The 18,103-nt window shown below is 64.8% G+C and carries 17 protein-coding genes; 6 read left to right on the plus strand and 11 right to left on the minus strand.

The window, feature by feature from the left end:
* The first annotated feature begins 534 nt into the window (after positions 1-534).
* Both ACUXVH_RS25980 and ACUXVH_RS25985 read left to right on the plus strand, forming a co-directional pair.
* A complete protein-coding gene (locus ACUXVH_RS25980) occupies positions 535-1,335 on the plus strand; it encodes a helix-turn-helix transcriptional regulator (RefSeq protein WP_011060444.1) in 801 nt (266 codons plus the stop codon).
* 59 nt (positions 1,336-1,394) lie between these two features.
* Complete coding sequence (locus ACUXVH_RS25985; RefSeq protein WP_011060443.1) at positions 1,395-2,825, plus strand: efflux transporter outer membrane subunit; 1,431 nt, start codon at positions 1,395-1,397, stop codon at positions 2,823-2,825.
* Positions 2,826-3,177: 352 nt separating this feature from the next.
* Here the strand turns inward: ACUXVH_RS25985 and aepX are convergent, their stop codons facing one another.
* The 4 genes from aepX to ACUXVH_RS26005 all read right to left on the minus strand — a co-directional run bounded on the left by aepX (position 3,178) and on the right by ACUXVH_RS26005 (position 7,758).
* Positions 3,178-4,068 (minus strand): phosphoenolpyruvate mutase, encoded by an 891-nt coding sequence (gene aepX / locus ACUXVH_RS25990; RefSeq protein ID WP_011060442.1) that lies wholly within the window; start codon positions 4,066-4,068, stop codon positions 3,178-3,180.
* Between the two features lie 42 nt (positions 4,069-4,110).
* On the minus strand, positions 4,111-5,496 hold the full coding sequence (gene fumC, locus ACUXVH_RS25995; protein WP_065363498.1) for a class II fumarate hydratase: 1,386 nt from the start codon (positions 5,494-5,496) through the stop codon (positions 4,111-4,113).
* A gap of 81 nt (positions 5,497-5,577) precedes the next feature.
* Positions 5,578-6,408: a hypothetical protein gene (locus ACUXVH_RS26000; protein ID WP_015634930.1), complete on the minus strand. Its 831-nt coding sequence runs from the start codon at positions 6,406-6,408 to the stop codon at positions 5,578-5,580.
* Between the two features lie 120 nt (positions 6,409-6,528).
* Positions 6,529-7,758 carry a pyridoxal phosphate-dependent aminotransferase gene (locus ACUXVH_RS26005; protein ID WP_019094691.1) on the minus strand — a complete coding sequence of 410 codons (1,230 nt, stop codon included), beginning with the start codon at positions 7,756-7,758 and terminating at the stop codon, positions 6,529-6,531.
* 166 nt (positions 7,759-7,924) lie between these two features.
* Here ACUXVH_RS26005 and ACUXVH_RS26010 point away from each other — a divergent pair, with 166 nt between their 5' ends.
* Positions 7,925-8,860: a LysR substrate-binding domain-containing protein gene (locus tag ACUXVH_RS26010; protein ID WP_065363497.1), complete on the plus strand. Its 936-nt coding sequence runs from the start codon at positions 7,925-7,927 to the stop codon at positions 8,858-8,860.
* Between the two features lie 71 nt (positions 8,861-8,931).
* Here ACUXVH_RS26010 and ACUXVH_RS26015 read toward each other — a convergent pair whose 3' ends face one another.
* The 3 genes from ACUXVH_RS26015 to ACUXVH_RS26025 all read right to left on the minus strand — a co-directional run bounded on the left by ACUXVH_RS26015 (position 8,932) and on the right by ACUXVH_RS26025 (position 12,323).
* On the minus strand, positions 8,932-10,167 hold the full coding sequence (locus ACUXVH_RS26015; RefSeq protein WP_065363496.1) for an MFS transporter: 1,236 nt from the start codon (positions 10,165-10,167) through the stop codon (positions 8,932-8,934).
* Between the two features lie 102 nt (positions 10,168-10,269).
* Positions 10,270-11,094 (minus strand): hypothetical protein, encoded by an 825-nt coding sequence (locus tag ACUXVH_RS26020; RefSeq protein WP_011060436.1) that lies wholly within the window; start codon positions 11,092-11,094, stop codon positions 10,270-10,272.
* 2 nt (positions 11,095-11,096) lie between these two features.
* Positions 11,097-12,323 (minus strand): MFS transporter, encoded by a 1,227-nt coding sequence (locus tag ACUXVH_RS26025; protein ID WP_011060435.1) that lies wholly within the window; start codon positions 12,321-12,323, stop codon positions 11,097-11,099.
* A gap of 95 nt (positions 12,324-12,418) precedes the next feature.
* Here ACUXVH_RS26025 and ACUXVH_RS26030 point away from each other — a divergent pair, with 95 nt between their 5' ends.
* Positions 12,419-13,336 carry a LysR family transcriptional regulator gene (locus ACUXVH_RS26030; protein ID WP_011060434.1) on the plus strand — a complete coding sequence of 306 codons (918 nt, stop codon included), beginning with the start codon at positions 12,419-12,421 and terminating at the stop codon, positions 13,334-13,336.
* Here the strand turns inward: ACUXVH_RS26030 and ACUXVH_RS26035 are convergent, their stop codons facing one another.
* Positions 13,337-14,035, minus strand: coding sequence for a pentapeptide repeat-containing protein (locus tag ACUXVH_RS26035; protein ID WP_065363495.1), 699 nt, complete (start codon positions 14,033-14,035; stop codon positions 13,337-13,339).
* A gap of 99 nt (positions 14,036-14,134) precedes the next feature.
* Positions 14,135-15,055, minus strand: a complete 921-nt coding sequence (locus ACUXVH_RS26040; RefSeq protein ID WP_254616247.1) for a hypothetical protein — start codon at positions 15,053-15,055, stop codon at positions 14,135-14,137.
* Positions 15,056-15,309: 254 nt separating this feature from the next.
* On the opposite strand from ACUXVH_RS26040, the gene ACUXVH_RS26045 reads away from it, so the two are divergent.
* Positions 15,310-15,861, plus strand: coding sequence for a GNAT family N-acetyltransferase (locus ACUXVH_RS26045; protein WP_053157395.1), 552 nt, complete (start codon positions 15,310-15,312; stop codon positions 15,859-15,861).
* A 110-nt stretch (positions 15,862-15,971) separates the two neighbouring features.
* On the opposite strand, the gene ACUXVH_RS26050 is transcribed toward ACUXVH_RS26045, so the two are convergent.
* Positions 15,972-16,814, minus strand: coding sequence for a putidacin L1 family lectin-like bacteriocin (locus tag ACUXVH_RS26050; RefSeq protein WP_011060428.1), 843 nt, complete (start codon positions 16,812-16,814; stop codon positions 15,972-15,974).
* 244 nt (positions 16,815-17,058) lie between these two features.
* Positions 17,059-17,229, minus strand: coding sequence for a Com family DNA-binding transcriptional regulator (locus ACUXVH_RS26055; protein WP_072444854.1), 171 nt, complete (start codon positions 17,227-17,229; stop codon positions 17,059-17,061).
* A gap of 109 nt (positions 17,230-17,338) precedes the next feature.
* Between ACUXVH_RS26055 and ACUXVH_RS26060 the strand changes: the two genes are divergently transcribed.
* On the plus strand, positions 17,339-18,067 hold the full coding sequence (locus tag ACUXVH_RS26060; RefSeq protein WP_011060427.1) for an XRE family transcriptional regulator: 729 nt from the start codon (positions 17,339-17,341) through the stop codon (positions 18,065-18,067).
* The last annotated feature ends 36 nt before the right edge of the window (positions 18,068-18,103 follow it).

Raw genomic sequence — 18,103 nt, forward strand, 5'->3', positions numbered from 1 at the left:
CGACGAAAGCGCCCACGGCTGCGGCGGAAAAATGCGTCATAAGATCCTTCTCATGTGATGGGCCCGGGCACCGGCGTCCGCGGATTTAAGCATCGGCCCCAGGGCCTGTATGTCACCCGAAACCCGGACAGTTCCGGCCCCGGTCGGGCACCTCGGGCAGCACCGCGCCGGGCTGTTGCAGCAGCTCTGCTGATCAGCTGAATCGGCTGTAGGAAATTGGCTACGCGTGAACGACGCTCATGGCCTGGCGGAGGGCTTTTGCGTTCCACCGCAGGCTTGCCCCTCGGGCAACCTTGACGCAGGGAAACACCCCGCCGGCGGGCGCGACGGGGCCGTCGCAAGGGCTTGACCCAGAGCCTTGGCGAGGCCCTGGCAGGGCCATGATGTCCCGGTTTCCCCCTACAGACGCCAGGCAAAGCCATAGGCTTAAATCAACGCCCGGGAACTGGATCAGGTTCATCGGGAATCTGCCACGGCATGCCGCGGCAAGCGCGCGTCGATCAGCGATTTGTCTCGATCAAGGATGATAAGGATATGAGTCTGACCAGCAGTATTGCGAACCTGGAAACCCCGCACTTCTACTTCGAACTGGGGCAGTTGATTTCCAGCTCCGGCCACCCGCAGTTCGCCAGCGAAATGCTGCAACTGGTGGACAAGCTGGTGCCTCTGACCCAACTGGTACTCAGCGAATGGACCCTGGACGAACGCCAGGCCAGCCCCCTGGCCATTACCCTGCTGGGGCGCGCCGGGCTGCACAAGGACCTGCCACTGCCGGAGCCGCCGCGACGCCATGACCCGCTGCTGCAGCAGATGCTGGAAATGGACGACTCGCTGCTGATTCAAATGAATGCCCAGGCCCGCAGCGGCCCTTCCCGCACCACCGCGCACCAATGCCACCTGGTCTCGCGCAAAGCCAATCGCCGCTGTGTCATCGCCCTCTACCGGGCTCCCGACCAGGGCGGCTTTTCCCTGTCCGAACTGTCGTTTCTCAAGAGCCTGTCGCAGACCCTGCTGCCGTTGCTGGAACGCCACGCCCAACTGCACCGGCAACAGGCCCTGAAGAACTTGCGCAGCTGGAGTGCCAAGCCCGCCGATGCCTTGCAGCAGACACCGCTGCAACGGGAGTTCGATGAGCGCCTGTCCCTGGGCGACATCACCCTCTCGGCGCGGGAAAAGGAAGTCTGCCTGGGGTTGCTGACCGGCGGCACCGTGCCGGAAATGGCCCAGCGCCTGAGCGTCAAGAACAGCTCGGTGGAAACCTACCTCAAGCGCGCCGCAGCCAAGCTCGGGGTCAGCGGCCGTCACGGGCTGGCCAAGTGGATGGTCGGCGCCTGAAACCGCCCGCACGCCCCTGGCTGTCCGCCATCAGGATGTCCTTGTCACGAGGCTGATCAATGCGTAATTCCCCACTGACCCTGGCGGCCCTGGCCCTGGCCCTCGGCGGCTGCTCCCTGGCCCCGGACTACCAGCGCCCGACCGCTCCCGTGGCGCCCCAGTACCCACAGGGCGCAGCCTTCGCCCCCGCTGCCGGCAACCCGGGGGCCGACTGGCAGGGACTGTTCCAGGACCCGTTGCTGCAGCAATTGATTCACAGCGCCCTGCAGAACAACCGCGACCTGCGAGTGGCGGCGCTGAATGTCGCGGCCTACCAGGCCCAGTACCGCATCCAGCGTGCCGACCTGTTCCCGGCGGTGAGCGCCGGCGTCTCGGGCAAGCGCCAGCGCCTGCCGGAACAGATGACCGGCAGCAAGGCACTGATCAGCTCCAGCTACTCCGCCAACCTGGGCATCAGTGCCTATGAGCTGGACTTCTTCGGGCGCATCCGCAGCCTCAGCCAGCAGGCGCTGATGACCTACCTGTCCAGCGAAGAGGCACGGCGCAGCGCGCAGTTGAGCCTGGTGGCCAATGTCGCCACGGCCTACCTGAGCTGGTGTGCCGACCAGGAGTTGCTGGAGCTGACCCGCAAGACCCTGGCCGCGGACGAACAGAGCCTGCGCCTGACCGCCCGCAATGGCAGCGCCGGCAAGATCTCGGCCCTGGATGTGGCCCAGGCCCGCACCAGCGTCGACAGTGCCCGCGCCAGCCTGGCCCGCTACCAGCGCCAGGTGGCCCAGGACCTGAACAACCTGACGCTGCTGGTGGGGGCGCCGCTGCCCGACGCCCTGCCCCGGCGCGGGCTGGCCGAGGGCATGCTGGCCCAGGTGCCCGCGGGCCTGCCCTCGGACCTGCTGCAGCGGCGCCCGGACATTCTCCAGGCCGAGTACCAGTTGCAGGCCGCCAACGCCAATATAGGCGCGGCCCGTGCAGCGTTCTTCCCCAGCGTCAGCCTGACCGCCAACGCCGGCAGCGCCAGCAAGGAGCTGTCCGGGCTGTTCAAGGGCGGTGCCGGGGCCTGGACCTTCCAGCCGCAGATCAACCTGCCGATCTTCAATGCCGGCAGCCTGCGGGCCAGCCTGGATTACGCCCGGCTGCAGAAGGACATCAGCGTCGCCCAGTATGAAAAGGCCATCCAGACCGCCTTCCAGGAGGTCGCCGACGGCCTGGCCGCGCGCCAGACCTTCCAGCAGCAACTGAGTGCCCAGCACAGCCTGGTGCAGGCCAGCCAGGACTACTACAACCTGGCCGAGCACCGCTACCGCATCGGCGTCGACAGCAACCTGGTGTTCCTCGATGCCCAGCGCTCGCTGTTCAGCGCCCAGCAAGGGCTGATCAACGACCGCCTGGCGCAGTTGCTGGCCGAGGTAAATCTGTTCCGGGCCCTGGGTGGTGCCTGGGAGGATGGCGCGCAGGCACCGAGCCTGGCCCGCGCCCAGACCTTGCCCTGAGCCACTGGCGATGGCCGGGTATCAGGGGGCTGGGGCGATGAGATGTTGAGGGGATGCGGGGACCGGGGCCATGAGTGCCCCACGCTGTAGAACCAACCCGGTCAGCCTGGGCAGTAGGCGAAACATGGACCGGGCAGGCAGGTACAGCCGTGTTGCAGCCCGCCCTGACCAACCACCGCCATTCAGCGTGTTGCCTGTGGTAGCTGGCCGGGCGAACGGGGAGCAAGTCTAGACAGCGCCCCCCACAGCGTCTGTAGGAAAATTCTGAATTCAGAACGTTCCGAATCTCGGAGTGGAATCGGATAAAGCACGCCCGTTCCACGGCCCTGCGAAGGGGGTTGGCCGCGAGTGCCTAACGGGTGCCCGGCACCAGGTCGAGGATCTCGTCGATGCCCAGGCATCGCGGCTCCACCTCCAGGGTCCGGCCATGCTCGAGAATCCCCACCGCCACATCACGCATGGCCATGTAGGCACTGCGCAGCATGTGGTTGGCGTAGATCACCGCGTTGAAGCCGGCCCCCTCAAGCTCGTCGAAACTCAAGTGAGCGTAGCTGGTGGGCACACAGATCAGCGGCACCCGCGGGCAGTGGCGGCGGAACAACCGGGCGAACTCGAGGATCTCCAGGCCGTCCTTCTTGCGGCTGTGGATCATGATCCCGTCGGCGCCGGCCGCGACATAGGCCAGGCAGCGCTCGATGGCATCGTCCATGCCCTTGTCGAGGATCAGGCTTTCACAACGGGCGATGATCAGCAGATCCTCGTGGCTGCGGTTGGCGCAGCCCACGCGGATCTTTTCGCAGAACTCCTCGATGGAGTCCTGGAGCTGGCTCACCGCGTTGCCGAACAGCGAGTTCTTCTTCAGCCCGCACTTGTCCTCGATCACCACCGCCGAGACCCCGGCCCGGTCCAGCATCTTCACGTGGATGGCGAAGTGCTCGGCCTTGCCCCCGGTATCGCCGTCGAAAATCATCGGCAACGAACACACATCGAAGATCTCGCGGATGCCGTGCAAGCGGTTGCTCGGCGAGAGGATCTCGATGTCCGGCAGGCCCTTGTGGGTCGAGTCGGTAAGGGAGCTGGACCAGATGGCGTCGTAGACCAGGCTCGGTCCGCTGCCCCGCTCCAGCCTGGATTGCTCCGCCAGCAGGGCGGAGATCGGGCTGTGGGCTTCGAGCACGCGAAGGCAGCGCTTGCGGCGCAGCAACTGGCTCAGGTTGGTTCGGCGAATATCAGCTTCCTGCATGGGATTCACACGCCTCTTGTGGTTGGGGAACACCGGGTTCGCTCAGGGGTGGGTCATGTCCAGGGCCACCACGTAGCGGTCGAAATCCGCCGCCGAGACATAGCCCAGCTGCTGGGCCACTTCCCGCAGCGACTTGCCCTCGTGGTGGGCGGTCTTGGCGATGATCGCGGCCTTGTCATAGCCGATGTGGCGGTTGAGGGCGGTCACCAGCATCAGGTTCTTCTCGATATTGGCCTCGATGCGCGCCCGGTTCGGCTCGATGCCCACCGCGCAGTGGTCGTTGAAGGCCCGGCAGGACTCGGCCAGCAAGGTGATGCTTTCCAGCACGTTGTGCACCATCACCGGCTTGTAGACGTTGAGCTGGAAATTGCCCTGGCTGCCGGCGAAGGCCACGGTGGCGTCGTTGCCGAAGACCTGGGTACAGACCATGGTCAGCGCCTCGCACTGGGTCGGGTTGACCTTGCCCGGCATGATCGAGGAGCCCGGCTCGTTCTCTGGAATGTCGATCTCGCCGATGCCGCAGCGCGGCCCGCTGGCCAGCCAGCGCACGTCGTTGGCGATCTTCATCAGGGCCATGGCCAGGGTGCGGATCGCCGCCGAGGTGTTGACCAGGGCATCGTGGGCCGACAGGGCGAAGAACTTGTTGGCGCAGGACTTGAACGGGTAGCCGGTGAGCTCGGCGATGACCCGGGCGCATTCGTCGCCGAACTGCGGATGGGAGTTGAGCCCGGTGCCCACCGCCGTGCCGCCGATGGCCAGGTCGTAGAGGCCGGTGAGGTTGTGCTGGATGGCCGCCAGGGCGTAGTCGATCTGCTCGACCCAGCCACCGATCTCCTGGCCCAGGGTGATGGGGGTGGCGTCCTGCAAGTGGGTGCGTCCGACCTTGACCACATCGCGGTACTGCTCGGCCTTCTCGAACAGCGTGTCGCGCAGCACCGAGACGCCCGGCAGCAGGGTTTCGAAGATCTCCGTCACCACCACCATGTACATCGCCGTGGGGAAGGTGTCGTTGGACGACTGGCCACGGTTGACGTGGTCGTTGGGGTGGATCGGCTTCTTGCTGCCCAGCTCGCCGCCGAGCATCTCGATGGCCCGGTTGGCGATCACTTCGTTGGCGTTCATGTTGGACTGGGTGCCGGAACCGGTCTGGAACACCACCAGCGGGAAATGCTCGTCCAGTTGCCCGCTGATCACCTCATCCGCCGCCTTGACGATGGGCAGCGCAATGGCTTCCGGCAGCTCGCCGAGCTTGAGGTTGGCCAGGGCCGCGGCCTTCTTCAGGATGCCCATGCTGCGGATCATCGGCGCCCCCCACTGGAAGCGTGCACGGCCAATGGGGAAGTTGTGGATGGAGCGTTCGGTCTGGGCTCCCCAGTACTTGTTGGACGGTACCGAAATGGAACCCATCGAGTCGGATTCAAGACGCATGTGGGTAGTTCTCCAATAAATGAATGAGGGTCCGGCCTGCGGTGCCGGGCAGGCGCCCTGCCCGGCCTGGTTGGCAGGCGCTTATTCCTTGAGTACGGAGGCCATCTTCTCCAGGTGCTGGCAGGCGCGCAGCACGTACTCATCGGACAGCGCTGCGATGCGCCGGTAGTTGACCTGCTGGCCGGTGGCCTGGGTGTAGAGCTTCAGGGCGTCGGTGGCGTGGCGGAAATGCCGGGCCTCGACGGCGCCGCAGTGAACGCTGAGGAAGCCGGCGATGCGGTTGGCTTCCCCGGCGGGGTAACCGCAGGATTCGCGCAGCCAGTTCTTCCACAGCGGTGTCATCAGGTTGTACTCGCCGGTGTTGAACAGCTCGGTCAGGGCCATCATCTCCAGGGCTTCCACCAGGTTCGGAGCCAGCGGGCGCTTCTCGCCGACCCAGGTGGAGAACTCCTTGGTGATGGGGTTCAGGTACTTGTCCTGCAGGCGCCAGTTGTCCGAGCCGCAGATGGCCGAGGCCATGCGGTGGTAGAGCTTGGAATGGTGGGGATGGCCGTGCATCTCGCCCAGGCCGACGTCCTCGACGATGATCTCGCCGCAGTGCCGGGCCGCCTCCAGCAGCTTGAGCTTGTTGTCATCACCGGGCAGGTCCTCGGACTCCTGCAGCAGCCGCACGATGATGCTGGACACCGCATGGGCCGCGCCATCCGGGCTGCGCCAGCCGCAGAAAAAGGTGCACAGCGAGTCCTCGGACCACTTGCGCGAGGTCATGCGCTGGTAGGTCAGGCAGTAGCCGTCCAGCTTGTCGGGGTGGTTTTCAAAGCCCGTCAGCAGGGCCTCCACCAGGTTGCGGTCCTCGACATCCACCAGGGCCTGGTGCACGTAGCCGATGAACTCCTTGCGGGAACTCTCCATGTTTTTCTCCTGTAATTGTTCTTCACTTCACGGACAACAAGATGAACGACGCCGGCCCGGGCCACGGCGGGCTCGGGAACGGGCTTGATCCCGCTGGGGGCTGGGCTGCCGGGAGCCGCTTCAGTCGATGACGATCGCCGAGATGAACTGGGCGAAACGGCCCAGGCCCTCGATCAGTTCCTCATATTCCACGGCGTAGGAAATGCGGATGCAGTGGGGGTCGCCACAACCGGAGCCGGGCACCACCGCGATGTGCGCCTCGGTCAGCAGCAGGTCGGCCAGGTGATCCACATCGCGCACCGCTTCGCCGTGGTAGTAGCCGCCGAGCCGGGAAGAGACATCGATATACAGGTAGAAGGCGCCTTCCGGCGGCGCATAGCTCACCCCTTCCAGGCGGTCGAGGTAGGTGCGTGCGGCGTGCAGCTGGCGTTGCAGGAACGGGTTGACCAGGTCGGCAAAGTGCGACGAATCGGCGTTCAGGGTATTGAGCGCGGCGTACTGGGACAGGCTGCTGGGGTTTGAGGTGGTGTGCCCCTGCAGGTTGTGCATGGCCGCGATCACCGGCGCCGGGGCGCAGGCGTAGCCGACCCGCCAGCCGGTCACCGCCTGGCTCTTGGAGAAGGAATCGATCAGCACCGTCTGCCCTTTCAATGCCGGGCACAGCGCCAGGATGTTGTGGTGCTCGTGGCCTTCGCGCACCAGGCCGCGATAGCACTCGTCGAACATCACCCACAGTTGCCGCTCCTGGGCCAACTGGGCGATGGCCAGCAGTTGCTCGCGTTCATAGACGGTGCCGGTGGGGTTGTTGGGGGTGTTGATGACGATCATCCGGGTGCGCTCGGTGAGCGCGCCACGCACCGCGTCCACCGTCAGCCGGTAGTGGTCGGCGCGGGTCTGGACGCACACCGGGGTGGCGCCGGCCAGGCGGATCTGGGTGGGAAAGGTTTCCCAGTACGGGGTGGGCACTATCACCTCGTCCCCGGGGTTGAGCAGCACCATGCAGGCGTTGTAGAGCGCCTGCTTGGCCCCGGCGGTGACCGCCACTTCATTGGCGGCGAACTCCACCCCGGTGCGCTGGCTGACCCGTTGCGCGAGCTTCTCGCGCAGGGCCGGCAGGCCGATGGGCGGGGTGTAGCGGTTGCGCGCATTGGCGATGGCTTCGATGGCCCCGGCGCGCATGTCCTCGCAGGCATCGAAGGACAATTCGCCGGCGGCAAAATTGATCACCTTGATCCCGCTTTCCTTCAGGGCGTTGGCTTTGCTGCGCATGCTCGAGGTGCCTGGAGCACTGAGGCCCAGCGCACGCTGGGACAAGGAAAAACGGACGGCCGTGGCTTCGCTGCTTGTCATTTTTATACCTGCGAAAACAATCGGAAAACAGAGTGAACCGAGCCTGTACCCATGTGCCCCCGGCAACCTGGAAAGCTGGTCTAGGCTGGTCGTCTTACATTCTGATGACAGTCGCAAATAGCGGCCAATACTGTTTGCGTCGTGATTGATACTGGAAAAACAAGAAATGCTAGAGCTCCGTCGTCTGCGTTATTTCGTCACCGTTGCCGATGAATTGCACTTCGGCCGCGCCGCCCTGCGCCTGCGGATCGCCCAACCGCCGCTGACCCGGCATATCGCCGCCCTGGAGGCGCGCCTGGGCATCCGCCTGTTCGAACGCTCGACCCGCACCGTGTGCCTGACCCCGGAGGGCGAACTGTTCCTGCAGCAGGCCCGGGGGGTGATCAGTGCCGTCGGCGAGGCCGAGGCCACCGCGCGCAAGATCGCCCATGGCGCCATCGGCCGTATCGTCATCGGCTATGCCAGCTCGATTCCCCTGTCCAACGCTTTCTCCGAGATGATCCGCAACACCAGCCGCAGCCTGCCGGAGGTGGAGCTGGCGTTTCGCGAGGTGTCCACCGCCAGCCAGCGCCAGCAGTTGATCGATGGCAGCCTGGATATCGGCTTTGGCTGGGGGGCGCCCAACTTGCCGGCCCACGGTTTGCAGTCGCTGGTGAGTTCGCGCGATTCCCTGGTGGTGGCGGTGCCGTCGCGCAGCGCCTTCGCCGGCAGGAGCAGCCTGGGGTTTTGCGAACTGGCGGAGGAATCCTTCGTGACCTTTCCCAGCGCCTACGGATCGGCCCTGAACACCGCCCTGGAGGACCTCTGCGCCCACAGCGGGATCATCCCGCGCCTGGGGCCCACGGCGTCACAGATGACCACCCTGGTGTCCCTGGTGGCGGCGGAGCGCGGGGTGGCCGTGGTGCCCGACTACACCGCGACCCTGCAGCGTCCCGGGGTGGTCTATGTGCCGCTGGCCGAGCCCTATGTACTGGAACAGACGGTCAGTTGGCGCACGCCCCTGGGGTCGCGCTGCCTGGAGCGCTTCGTCGAACTGGCCAGGACCCTGGCAGCGCCGCTGCCGGCCCCTGCCGCGGGGCCCGAATGGCGCCTGCGCGGCTAGCGCTCCACCAGCAAGCAGCAGGCCCGGACAATCCCGCTCCGGGCCTGCGCTTTCAATGCATTGGCGGGACCTCAGCCGGGGCTGGGCAAGGACCGGGCATCGGCGTCCAGGCCACGCTGCACGTACCAGGACAGCGGCAGGGTCAGCAGCAGGGTCGCGGCCAGGGCCATCACCGCCAGGGGAATCCCGGTGACGTCGCCGAGGCTGCCGAACAGCACCGGCGCCAGTGCCCCGCCGCCGATGGTGCCGGTGTAGAACAGCGAGAACGCCTGCTCGCGCTTGCCCGCCCCCGCCAGGTCCGGCACCGCGCCATAGAGCACCGACGAGGTGCCGTTCAGCGCCAGCCCCAGCAGCGGCAGCATCACCATCAACCCCACATAGGGCAGGAACACCGCCAGCACGATCAGGCTGGCGGTGGTGAACTCGGTGATCCACACGGTCTTCATCATGCCGATGCGCGCCCCGAGGTAACCGCACAGCAGCTTGCCGAAAGCGCCACCGACGAACAGCAGGGTCAGGGCCAGGCCGATACCGGCGGTGCCGGCGCCCTTGGCCTTGAGCAGGAACGGCAGGAAGGTCAGGAAACCCATGCGTACCGCACTGTCCAGGGTGCCGGTGAGGATCAGTGCCCGCAGGCCGCCGACCGAGCCCTGGCCCTTGACCGTCTTCGGCGCCTTTTCCTGCATGGCCAGGGTCGCCGCCCGGGACGGGATCAGCCACCACAGCGCCAGCGCAGCGGCCAGCCCCAGGAGGCCGATCAGGGTCACGCTGGCACGCCAGCTGATCACGGTCAGCAGCAGCCCCACCAACCCGGGAATCAGGGTCTTGCCGATGTCCCCGGCGAAGTTGTACTGGGACAGCGCTTCCTTGACCCCGCCGCCAGCCTCGTGGGTGTCGGTGATGATCGAGGACGCCAGCGGGTGCTGGGTACTGGCCCCCAGGCCGCCCAGCAGCAGCGCCAGGAGCAGCACCCCCAGCCCCCCGGCCTGCCCCGCCAGCAGGTAGGCCAGCCCGGCCAGGGCAGTGCCCCCCACCAGCAGGCGCTCGCGCCCCCAGCGCTTGGCTCCACGGCTGGCCAGCAACTGGAAGCCGGCCATCATCCCGGAATAGGCACCGCGCAGCAGGCCGATCTGGGCGTAGCTCATGGCGAACTGCGCCTGCCAGATCGGCAGCAGTACATAGATCACGTCAGTCAGGCCGTCATGCACCGCGTGGGCGCCGCAACCGGCCACCAGGGAACGGCGGCGCACCGACACATCGGACGCCGGCAATGCCTCCGGGGAGGCGTGATGGTTCAGGTCATTCATTGTCGAGGCAGGCTGCAAAATGAAAAGGAAGGGTCAATCAGCAACAGGATAGGCGAGCCTGGGTCAGCCACAAGCCCCGTTGCCGGGGCCGGGCCGGAGCCATCAACGCAACAGCTGGGCACAGTCGCGCATTACCCGAGCCTTGCGCTGCAGGTATTCGGCGAAGATTTCCCGCGCGGCCTGCGGGTCGACCCGCACCTGCATGGCATCGACGAACTCGTTGACCGCCGCCACCGCATGGGCGAAGTGATTGCTCTCGGTGCCGCCGGTGTGCACCGTGACCCAGGCCACGGTGGTGCGCGCCTTCTCTGCCGGCACCCCCATGTCGCGGACGAACCACTGCTTGTACAGCGGGTGGATGAACTCCACTTCGCCGTGGGTGTAGACCTCGTGGATCAGGGTGGTCAGCAGCCCCTGCAGCAGGTCGCGGTCACGCAGGCGGCGAAAATCCGTCCAGTCCTTGAAGCCCTGGGCCGAGGGCAGGCAGTTTTCCTTGAGCAGCCACTGGTCATCACCGCAGATCGGCGTGGCCATGTTGTAGAACAGGTCCGAATGCAGGGTATTGCCCAGGGCGCCCAGGTCTTCATCGGTGATCCGCTGCAGGCTGCCGCAGGCCCGGTACAGGCCGTCGGCGGCTTCCGAGCCCTGCCCGGAGCGGGCCAGCAAGGTGATGCGGTTGGCCAGCCCGGACACACTGGTGGCGGAGTTGTTGGTCTTCGACCAGCTGGCGAAGAACTTGCGCAGCACCGCCGGCTCGTGGCGACGAGAGGTGAGCTTCTCGAAGGCATGCTCGATGTCCACCAGGGCGCCCTCTTCGCTCCAGAACGCCTCGAACAGCGCATGCTTCAAGACACTGGCCGGCATGTCGTTCAACACAGGTTCGACAATCTTCAGCAACTGGCTCTGCCGGGTCAGTACGTTATTCATGGTCACCTCACGTATTCCTTGTTGGATGATGAATCTATCGGGTTGGACGGTTCGCGAGCCGCGACCGGGGTTTGGGGTTCGAGGGGCTTCCAGCCGCCCCAGGCAATCAGCAGCGACAGCAGTTGGAACAGCACGATCAGCGCCACGCAGCCCTGCCAGCCCCAATGGCTCCAGAGCAGGGCCGGGACCACGGCGCCAAAACTGCCGCCCAGGTAGTAGCAGGTCAGGTACAGGCCCACGGCGCCGGCCTTGTTGTGGCGGGCGGTGGCGGTGGTAAAGGAGTTGGCGGCGGCCTGGGCCAGGAACACCCCGGTGGAACTCAGGGCCAGGCCCAGCACGATCAGCCACAGCGACGGCAGCAGGGTCAGGGCCGAACCGCAGACCCCGAGCAACGCCGCAGCCACCAGCAGCTCGGCCTGGGGCCGCGACTTGCTCAGGCGCCCGGCGATGGGGATCACCACCAGGGCCAGCAGGAACACGCTGTAGATCGCGCCCAGGGCTGCGGCCCCCAGGTCGAACGGCGCCTGGCTCAGGTAGAGCCCGGCGTAGGTAAAGGTGGCCACTTGCGAGAACAGCACGCAGAAGCCCACGCCGTACGCTGCCAGCAAGGGCCGCCGGCACAGCTCGCGCAGGGCACTGAGGCCGCCGGATGCCCGGGGCGCGGTCAGGGGCGGGTTGGCCGGCAGCAGCAAATGAATGGCCACCCCGATCAGCAGGCTCAGGCCCGCGAGCAAGGCAAAGGCTTCGCGCCAGCCCACGTATTCGGTCATGAAACCGGTGACAAAACGCCCTGCAAAGCCGCCCAGCACGGTGCCGGCGACATACAGGCTGGTGACTTCGGTCACGGTGCCGCCGCTCCAGCGGTCGCCGATGTAGGCCACGCTGGTGGCGAACACCACCGGGATCAGCATGCCCTCCACCAGGCGCCAGACCAGCAGCTGGGTAAAACTGCCGGCATAGGCCGCCAGCCCCGCCGGCACCGCCAGCAACAGCGCGGCCACCACAATCACCCGGCGCTGATCGAAACGCCCGGTAAAGCGGCTGACAAAGGGCGCAGTGAGGGCCACCGCCAGGGTGGTGACGGTGATGCTCCAGCCGGCTTCCCGGATGCTCACCTGAAAGCTCTGGGCAAATTCCTGGAGAATGCCCTGGGTCGCATACAGGTTGAGAAATGCCGCACAACCACACAGAAACAGGGCGATGCGCGCACAATGCTGACGCGAATTCATGAAACCTCTCGTTTTATGACCAAAGGCCTTTATAAAATACGTCGCCAAGCCAAGACCAATACCGAATTCCGACCGATCAATACCCAGGGAACAGGATGCTCGATCTACGCAAGTTGCGTTATTTTCTGACGGTCGCCGAAGAGCTGCATTTTGGTCGCGCCGCCCTGCGCCTGCACCTGGCGCAACCGCCGCTGACCCGGCAGATTTCGGCCCTGGAAACCGAACTGGGGTTTCGCCTGTTCGACCGCACCAGCCGCACCGTGACCCTCACCGCCCAGGGCCGGCATTTCCTGCCGTACGCCCGGGCCGTGCTGGAACAGGTGGACCTGGCCCAGGTCATGGCCGGCAAGCTGGCTGCAGGTTGCGCCGGGCAACTGGCCCTGGGCTACGCCAGTTCCATCGCCCTCTCGGACCTGTTCAGCCAGGCGATCCAGGCCTTCGCCCAGCGCTTCCCGGACGTGCAATTGACCCTGGTGGAAGGTGCTTCGGTCAGCCAGTGGTCGCAGATTGTCGACGGGCGCATCGACATCGGCATGAGCCGCATGCAACCGCCGAGCGAGCAGAGCGATATCCAGTCCCTGTCCCTGGGGGACGAACCGCTGGTGGCGGCGATCTCCAGCGACAGCCCCCTGGCCGCGCAGGCGCAAGTGACTCTGGCCGAGCTTAGCGAGCATCCGCTGATCCTGTTTCCCGCCGACTACGGCTCGGGGCTCAACGAAGCCATCGAACAACTCTACCGACGCAACGGCCTGCCATTGCGCCCGGGCCCCAGCGGCCGGCAGATCACCTCGATCATCGCCCTGGTCGCCGCCGGCCAGGGCATTGCCCTGGTGCCCCGCTGCACCCAGACCCTGGCGAAAAAAGGCGTGACTTACCGCCCCCTCGCCGACCCCAGCGCCACCGCCCAGTTGCTGGTACTGACCCGCAAGCAGGGCCGCAGCCAGTTGGTGGAAGCCTTCATGGGGGTGCTCGACGAATTGCTGCAAGCCCAACCCGCAGCGGCCGGGCTCTAGTCAGAGCACGGTCAGGCCCAGCCCGGCCAGGAGCATGCCGGCCTGGCTGCGGGAAATGATCGCCCCCTTGAACAGCTTGGCATCCACCAGGCGCAGCCCATGCAGGCTGGCTTCGCGCAGGTCGGCGTCATCGAAGCGGGCATTGTTGACCCGGGCCATGGACAGGCTGCCGCCGTCGACAAACACCGCCTTGCGAAAGTCGCAGTAGGTCAGGTCGGCTTCGCTGAAATCAATGTTGTGCAACTGCGACTTGTAGAACGAGATGCCCGAGAGCATGGCGCTGTTGAGCAGGCAGTCGGAAAAGCTCAGGCCCAGGGCCGACACGTCGCCGAAGTGGGCGCCGGTGAGCTTGCAGCCATCGAAGCTTGCATGGGCCACCTTGCTGCGCTGCCATTGCGTGTTGTTCAGGTCACAGCGTCCGAAACGGGCATCGGTAAGCACTGCAGAACGCAGGTTGGCCTGGCCGCCGCGGCAGCTGGTCCAGCGGGTATTGATCAGGTTGGCCGCGGTGAGATCGGCGCCGGTCAGCAGGCAGCGTTCGAACCAGGCGCCGGGCAGGCTGATGCGGGACAGGTCCTGGCCGCTCAGGTCCAGCCCTGCGCAGCGCAGCGGCAGCGGCTGCCCGGCGGCCAGCTCGGCCAGGGAGCGGTCCTGCAGCGCCTCGGCGTCGATAGTGAAGTAAGCGTCATGAGCCTGCATGCCCTCTCCCGAGACTGGATACGAAGGGCCGCATCTTCTGGGCGTCGGCCAGGGAGGTCAATCTTGATCTTTGCCGCGCGCTGTGAGCAATGCGCGCCCCTAGCGGCACGCGACCTTGGCCAGTGCGCCGGCCTGGGCGATGGCCAGGTCATTGCCGTTGGCATCGATGCCGACAAAGGTGCTGATGTAGGAATACACCTGCTGATAGGCCTTGCCGTCGTACCGGTAGAAGGTGTCGTTGTGCTCCCCGGCACTGACCCGTGCACTGGTCATCAGGTCGGGCATGCCGTTGCAGGAAGTCGCCAGTACGCCCAGGGGGCCATCCTCGACGGCGAACAGCGGCTCGGCGTGTGCCTTGCCGGCACGATAAAGCCATTGGCTTGAATTGACCTGATTGCCGCTCATGCCACAGCTCAAGAACAGCAATTGGCCATGGGGGCCGTGGCAGGTTGTGGCAATCACCCCCTCCTGCGCGCATTGCGCATTGATCTGCTGACGGGTGTCAGCGCCCAGAACCGCCAGGGCCTGGTTCGCCGGGCTGTCCACCGGCTCGCTGGCGCACAGCCCCTTGCCCCTGGGCCAGGCCCGGCGGGCGCCGAGATACACCGGCGCCAGCGCGGCAATCACTGCATCCAGCTCGCGGCCCAGGCATTGGGTATCCGGGCAACGGCTGATGGCGCGGTTCTGCCTGTCGACCTGCCGTGCCAATTGCCACGGGGTGAACACCTGCGTGATCGAGCCGTACTGCACAAAGCGCGCCTTGAACAGTTTCTCCACCAGCGCTGCGTCGTTGCAGGTTCCCGCAGGCAAGGCCTGGCGCGCGGCGGCGGCATCGTGCAGGGCGCTGTCGTCCGCGCTGAAGCCCAGCGTCGTCACGTCCGTACAGGGCTTCAGCAACAATTGCGACGAGAGATAACCCGCCTCGACCTGCTCGCTACCTGGAATCACCCGCTTGCCCTGCGCCCACGCGGGCGAGGCCAGTAAGAGCGTGCATGCCAACAGGCTAATGGGGTATTTCATCGTCGCATTGCCATCCATTGATGTGCTCAGAGCGCTCGCGCTCTTGTTGAGTATTGCGCGGGGTTGACCAGGTGATGCGCCACAGGCCGATCAGGGATACTCGCGGCCAACAGCAGCCGTGCCGCGCTATTCAGGCCTGCCAGAGCCTTGTTAAGGTTCCGGCTCCCGCGTAGCCGTGATGCAACCGGAGCATATTGCTCATCCAGCAAGCCTCGCGCAACGAAACAGATGCATTCGTCCTTTGGAGATCACTGATGCAATCGCTGCCCCTCTCGCCCCTGCTCGTTGGTGAATCACTTGAACTGCGCCCACTTGAGGCCGTGGACTTCGCGGCGCTGTATGGCGTCGCCTGCGATCCCTTGATCTGGGCTCAGCACCAAAGCTCGACCCGCTATCAGGAGCCGGTATTTCGCCAATGGTTCGACGACGCACTGGCGGCCAGGAGCACCCTGATCGTGATCGACCGCGACAGCGGCAAGGTTGCAGGCAGCTCCCGCTACTACGAGTTCAACGAGGACCAGCGTGAAGTTGCCATCGGCTACACCTTTCTGGCGCGCGAAAAATGGGGGGGCAGTGCCAACAAGGAACTCAAGTACCTGATGCTCGGGCACGCCTTTCAGTGGGTCGACACCGTCTGGTTCCATGTTGCGGGTTCGAATATCCGCTCACAGCGAGCCATGGAGAAAATCGGCGGGCAGTTGTCGCACACCGTCCTGAAGCAGGTGAATGGCGGTACTCAGGAGAATCTGTTTTTCAAGGTTGAACGCACAGCCTTTGAAGGCCAGCTGTCGCTTGCCCGTTCGTGACCCCGTTCAATCTGCGCCACCAATGGGCAGAGCCCGGCAGAACAAGCCTGCCGGGCCCTTGAGTGAAGCCTGTAGAAGCCCCGCATCGTCGCGGGGCCTCTTGCAGGCCGTTAGAACACGTTGTCCCAGGTGTAGCTACCGGTTTTCCACTTGTGATCGGGGTAGAACACACGCGGCGGCTTGATGGTCGGGGTATAGCCGAAGCGGGCCCAGATCGGCCGCTCGGTCACTATCGTGAAACTGCCGTTGGCCTGCAGGCGGATGGTTGCGCCGGGGTGACCAGCCGTGCCGCTCTGCCAGACGACCGCATTGTTCGCGGCGTAGATCACCAGGTTGCCGTCTGCCTGCATGACGCAGCGCACACCACCTTTGTTCTGGGTATAGGTCGCCCAGACCACGCTCCAGTTCGGCCCGTACACCACCAGGTTGCCATCGCCCTGGAAGACCAGAGCGTGATCGCCAGCGCTGTAGAGCTGGCCCGGTACCAGCTCGGCCGGACCGCTGATGATCATTGCCGTACCCACCGCCGGGGTGAATACACGACCATTGGGCGCATACCAGTGCGGGATGGTGTCGACAGTGACGATGTTCCCGTCGTCCTGAAGCTGGGTGAACGCACGCAGCGAGGCATCTTCGCGCGAACCCATGGTGGGGTCACTCGGAGTGGTCGACCAGATACGGCCACGCAGCGGGTCATCCAGGACAAAGCCGTAGTTCATGAAGACCATCATCGGATCTTTCTTGTTGCCCTTGCTCACGTTGGTGAACGGCGTGTTCTGGTCAGCCACCCATGCCAACTGGGCGCCGTCATACAGTGCCAGGTTGCCATCGGGCTGGAAGAGCAGCTTGAAGCGCTTGTTGGGGGATTGAAGATACTGGTTCGGCGCCATGTAGTAGCGAGCCGGCAGTACAGAAGAGCCGTTATCGGTAAAGTCGTATCGAATCCAAGCCATGTTGTTACCTATTGAGTCGAATGATGGATGCGGAGGATTCCGCCTGCATGTCGCTCAAAGGCGAGGAAATCGAAGCTCTTGGCTTTCACGAAGGGGGCGATAGCTTCAACGCGCAGTTATGACCGCCACGGCGTGAGAGCTCCACCCATTCCAATAATGACTGCGACAGCGCTACGCGTGGCCTGGAACCGTCATGCAACAGCAGTTCGGACCTCTGGCCCGGACGAGCCGTTGCATCACAGGCTCAATGACCGACGCCGCTGTCACACCTGGCCGCTCCTGGCGATAGCTCGAGACTCGCGGCCTTTACATGATTCAAGGTTCCACAGCGGGAACATTTGATCTGGAGCTCAGTAAACTCGCCCACTCGAGCGAGAAGTCGATTGCAACTTCCACATCTGCATTCTTTTAACATCTGCAAATCCATTTGATTATCTGCCTGACGCCCTTACGGGAACACCCATATAGTACAATATAGGAATACCCATTTGCAAGCTTATGGGAACCCCCGTAATACTGGGCGGATGGAATTTAAAGATCGACTCAAAACAGCTCGTCGCCACGCCCAGCTCAATCAAACAGAGCTCGCTGAACGTGCCGGCCTGACCCAAACCTCAATCTCCGACCTGGAACGTGGCAAATCGAAGGCCACGGCCTTTGTCGCCCAGATTGCCTCGGTATGCGGCGTTTCCTCCATGTGGCTCGCTGAAGGCGTTGGAGAAATGCTCAAGGCCGCGGATACCGCATCGGCACGCACCCAGCCAAGCGTGCATTTGGACGATATCGAGACCTGGGACGATGCGACCCCGCTCGATGACAACGAGGTCTACGTCCCCTTTCTTCACGAGGTGGAGCTGGCTGCAGGCTCGGGCCGGTTTGTCATCGAAGAAAGCGATACCGCCCGGCTGCGCTTCTTCAAGAAAGATCTGCGTCAGAACGGCGTGCAGTTCAACAACGCCAAGTGCGTGTCGGTCAGCGGCAACAGCATGGTCCCGGTGCTGCGCGACGGCGCAACCGTTGGCGTGAACGTCGGCAGGAATGCCCTGAAGGATGTAGTCGATGGGGAGATGTATGCACTCAACCACAATGGCCAGTTGCGCGTGAAGCAGGTTTACCGTTTGCCGGTCGGGCTGCGCCTGCGCAGCTTCAATCGGGATGAACATCCGGACGAAGACTATAGCTTCGCCGAAATCCAGGAACAGCAGATCTCGATCCTGGGCCATGTGTTCTGGTGGGCGATGTACTCGCGATGATTGCCCGGGGCTGGCTGGCCGGGATAGGGCGGCAAC

The sequence above is a fragment of the Pseudomonas sp. 8(2025) genome, assembly GCF_052665325.1.

Coding starts and splice junctions, on each gene's coding strand:
- ACUXVH_RS26005 (WP_019094691.1), bottom strand. CDS start 7,758: ATGACAAGCAGCGAAGCCACGGCCGTCCGTTTTTCCTTGTCCCAGCGT.
- ACUXVH_RS26010 (WP_065363497.1), top strand. CDS start 7,925: ATGCTAGAGCTCCGTCGTCTGCGTTATTTCGTCACCGTTGCCGATGAA.
- ACUXVH_RS25985 (WP_011060443.1), top strand. CDS start 1,395: ATGCGTAATTCCCCACTGACCCTGGCGGCCCTGGCCCTGGCCCTCGGC.
- fumC (WP_065363498.1), bottom strand. CDS start 5,496: ATGCGTCTTGAATCCGACTCGATGGGTTCCATTTCGGTACCGTCCAAC.
- ACUXVH_RS26025 (WP_011060435.1), bottom strand. CDS start 12,323: ATGAATTCGCGTCAGCATTGTGCGCGCATCGCCCTGTTTCTGTGTGGT.
- ACUXVH_RS25980 (WP_011060444.1), top strand. CDS start 535: ATGAGTCTGACCAGCAGTATTGCGAACCTGGAAACCCCGCACTTCTAC.
- ACUXVH_RS26015 (WP_065363496.1), bottom strand. CDS start 10,167: ATGAATGACCTGAACCATCACGCCTCCCCGGAGGCATTGCCGGCGTCC.
- ACUXVH_RS26035 (WP_065363495.1), bottom strand. CDS start 14,035: ATGCAGGCTCATGACGCTTACTTCACTATCGACGCCGAGGCGCTGCAG.
- ACUXVH_RS26045 (WP_053157395.1), top strand. CDS start 15,310: ATGCAATCGCTGCCCCTCTCGCCCCTGCTCGTTGGTGAATCACTTGAA.
- ACUXVH_RS26030 (WP_011060434.1), top strand. CDS start 12,419: ATGCTCGATCTACGCAAGTTGCGTTATTTTCTGACGGTCGCCGAAGAG.
- ACUXVH_RS26050 (WP_011060428.1), bottom strand. CDS start 16,814: ATGGCTTGGATTCGATACGACTTTACCGATAACGGCTCTTCTGTACTG.
- ACUXVH_RS26040 (WP_254616247.1), bottom strand. CDS start 15,055: ATGAAATACCCCATTAGCCTGTTGGCATGCACGCTCTTACTGGCCTCG.
- ACUXVH_RS26020 (WP_011060436.1), bottom strand. CDS start 11,094: ATGAATAACGTACTGACCCGGCAGAGCCAGTTGCTGAAGATTGTCGAA.
- ACUXVH_RS26000 (WP_015634930.1), bottom strand. CDS start 6,408: ATGGAGAGTTCCCGCAAGGAGTTCATCGGCTACGTGCACCAGGCCCTG.
- aepX (WP_011060442.1), bottom strand. CDS start 4,068: ATGCAGGAAGCTGATATTCGCCGAACCAACCTGAGCCAGTTGCTGCGC.
- ACUXVH_RS26060 (WP_011060427.1), top strand. CDS start 17,339: ATGGAATTTAAAGATCGACTCAAAACAGCTCGTCGCCACGCCCAGCTC.
- ACUXVH_RS26055 (WP_072444854.1), bottom strand. CDS start 17,229: ATGTTAAAAGAATGCAGATGTGGAAGTTGCAATCGACTTCTCGCTCGA.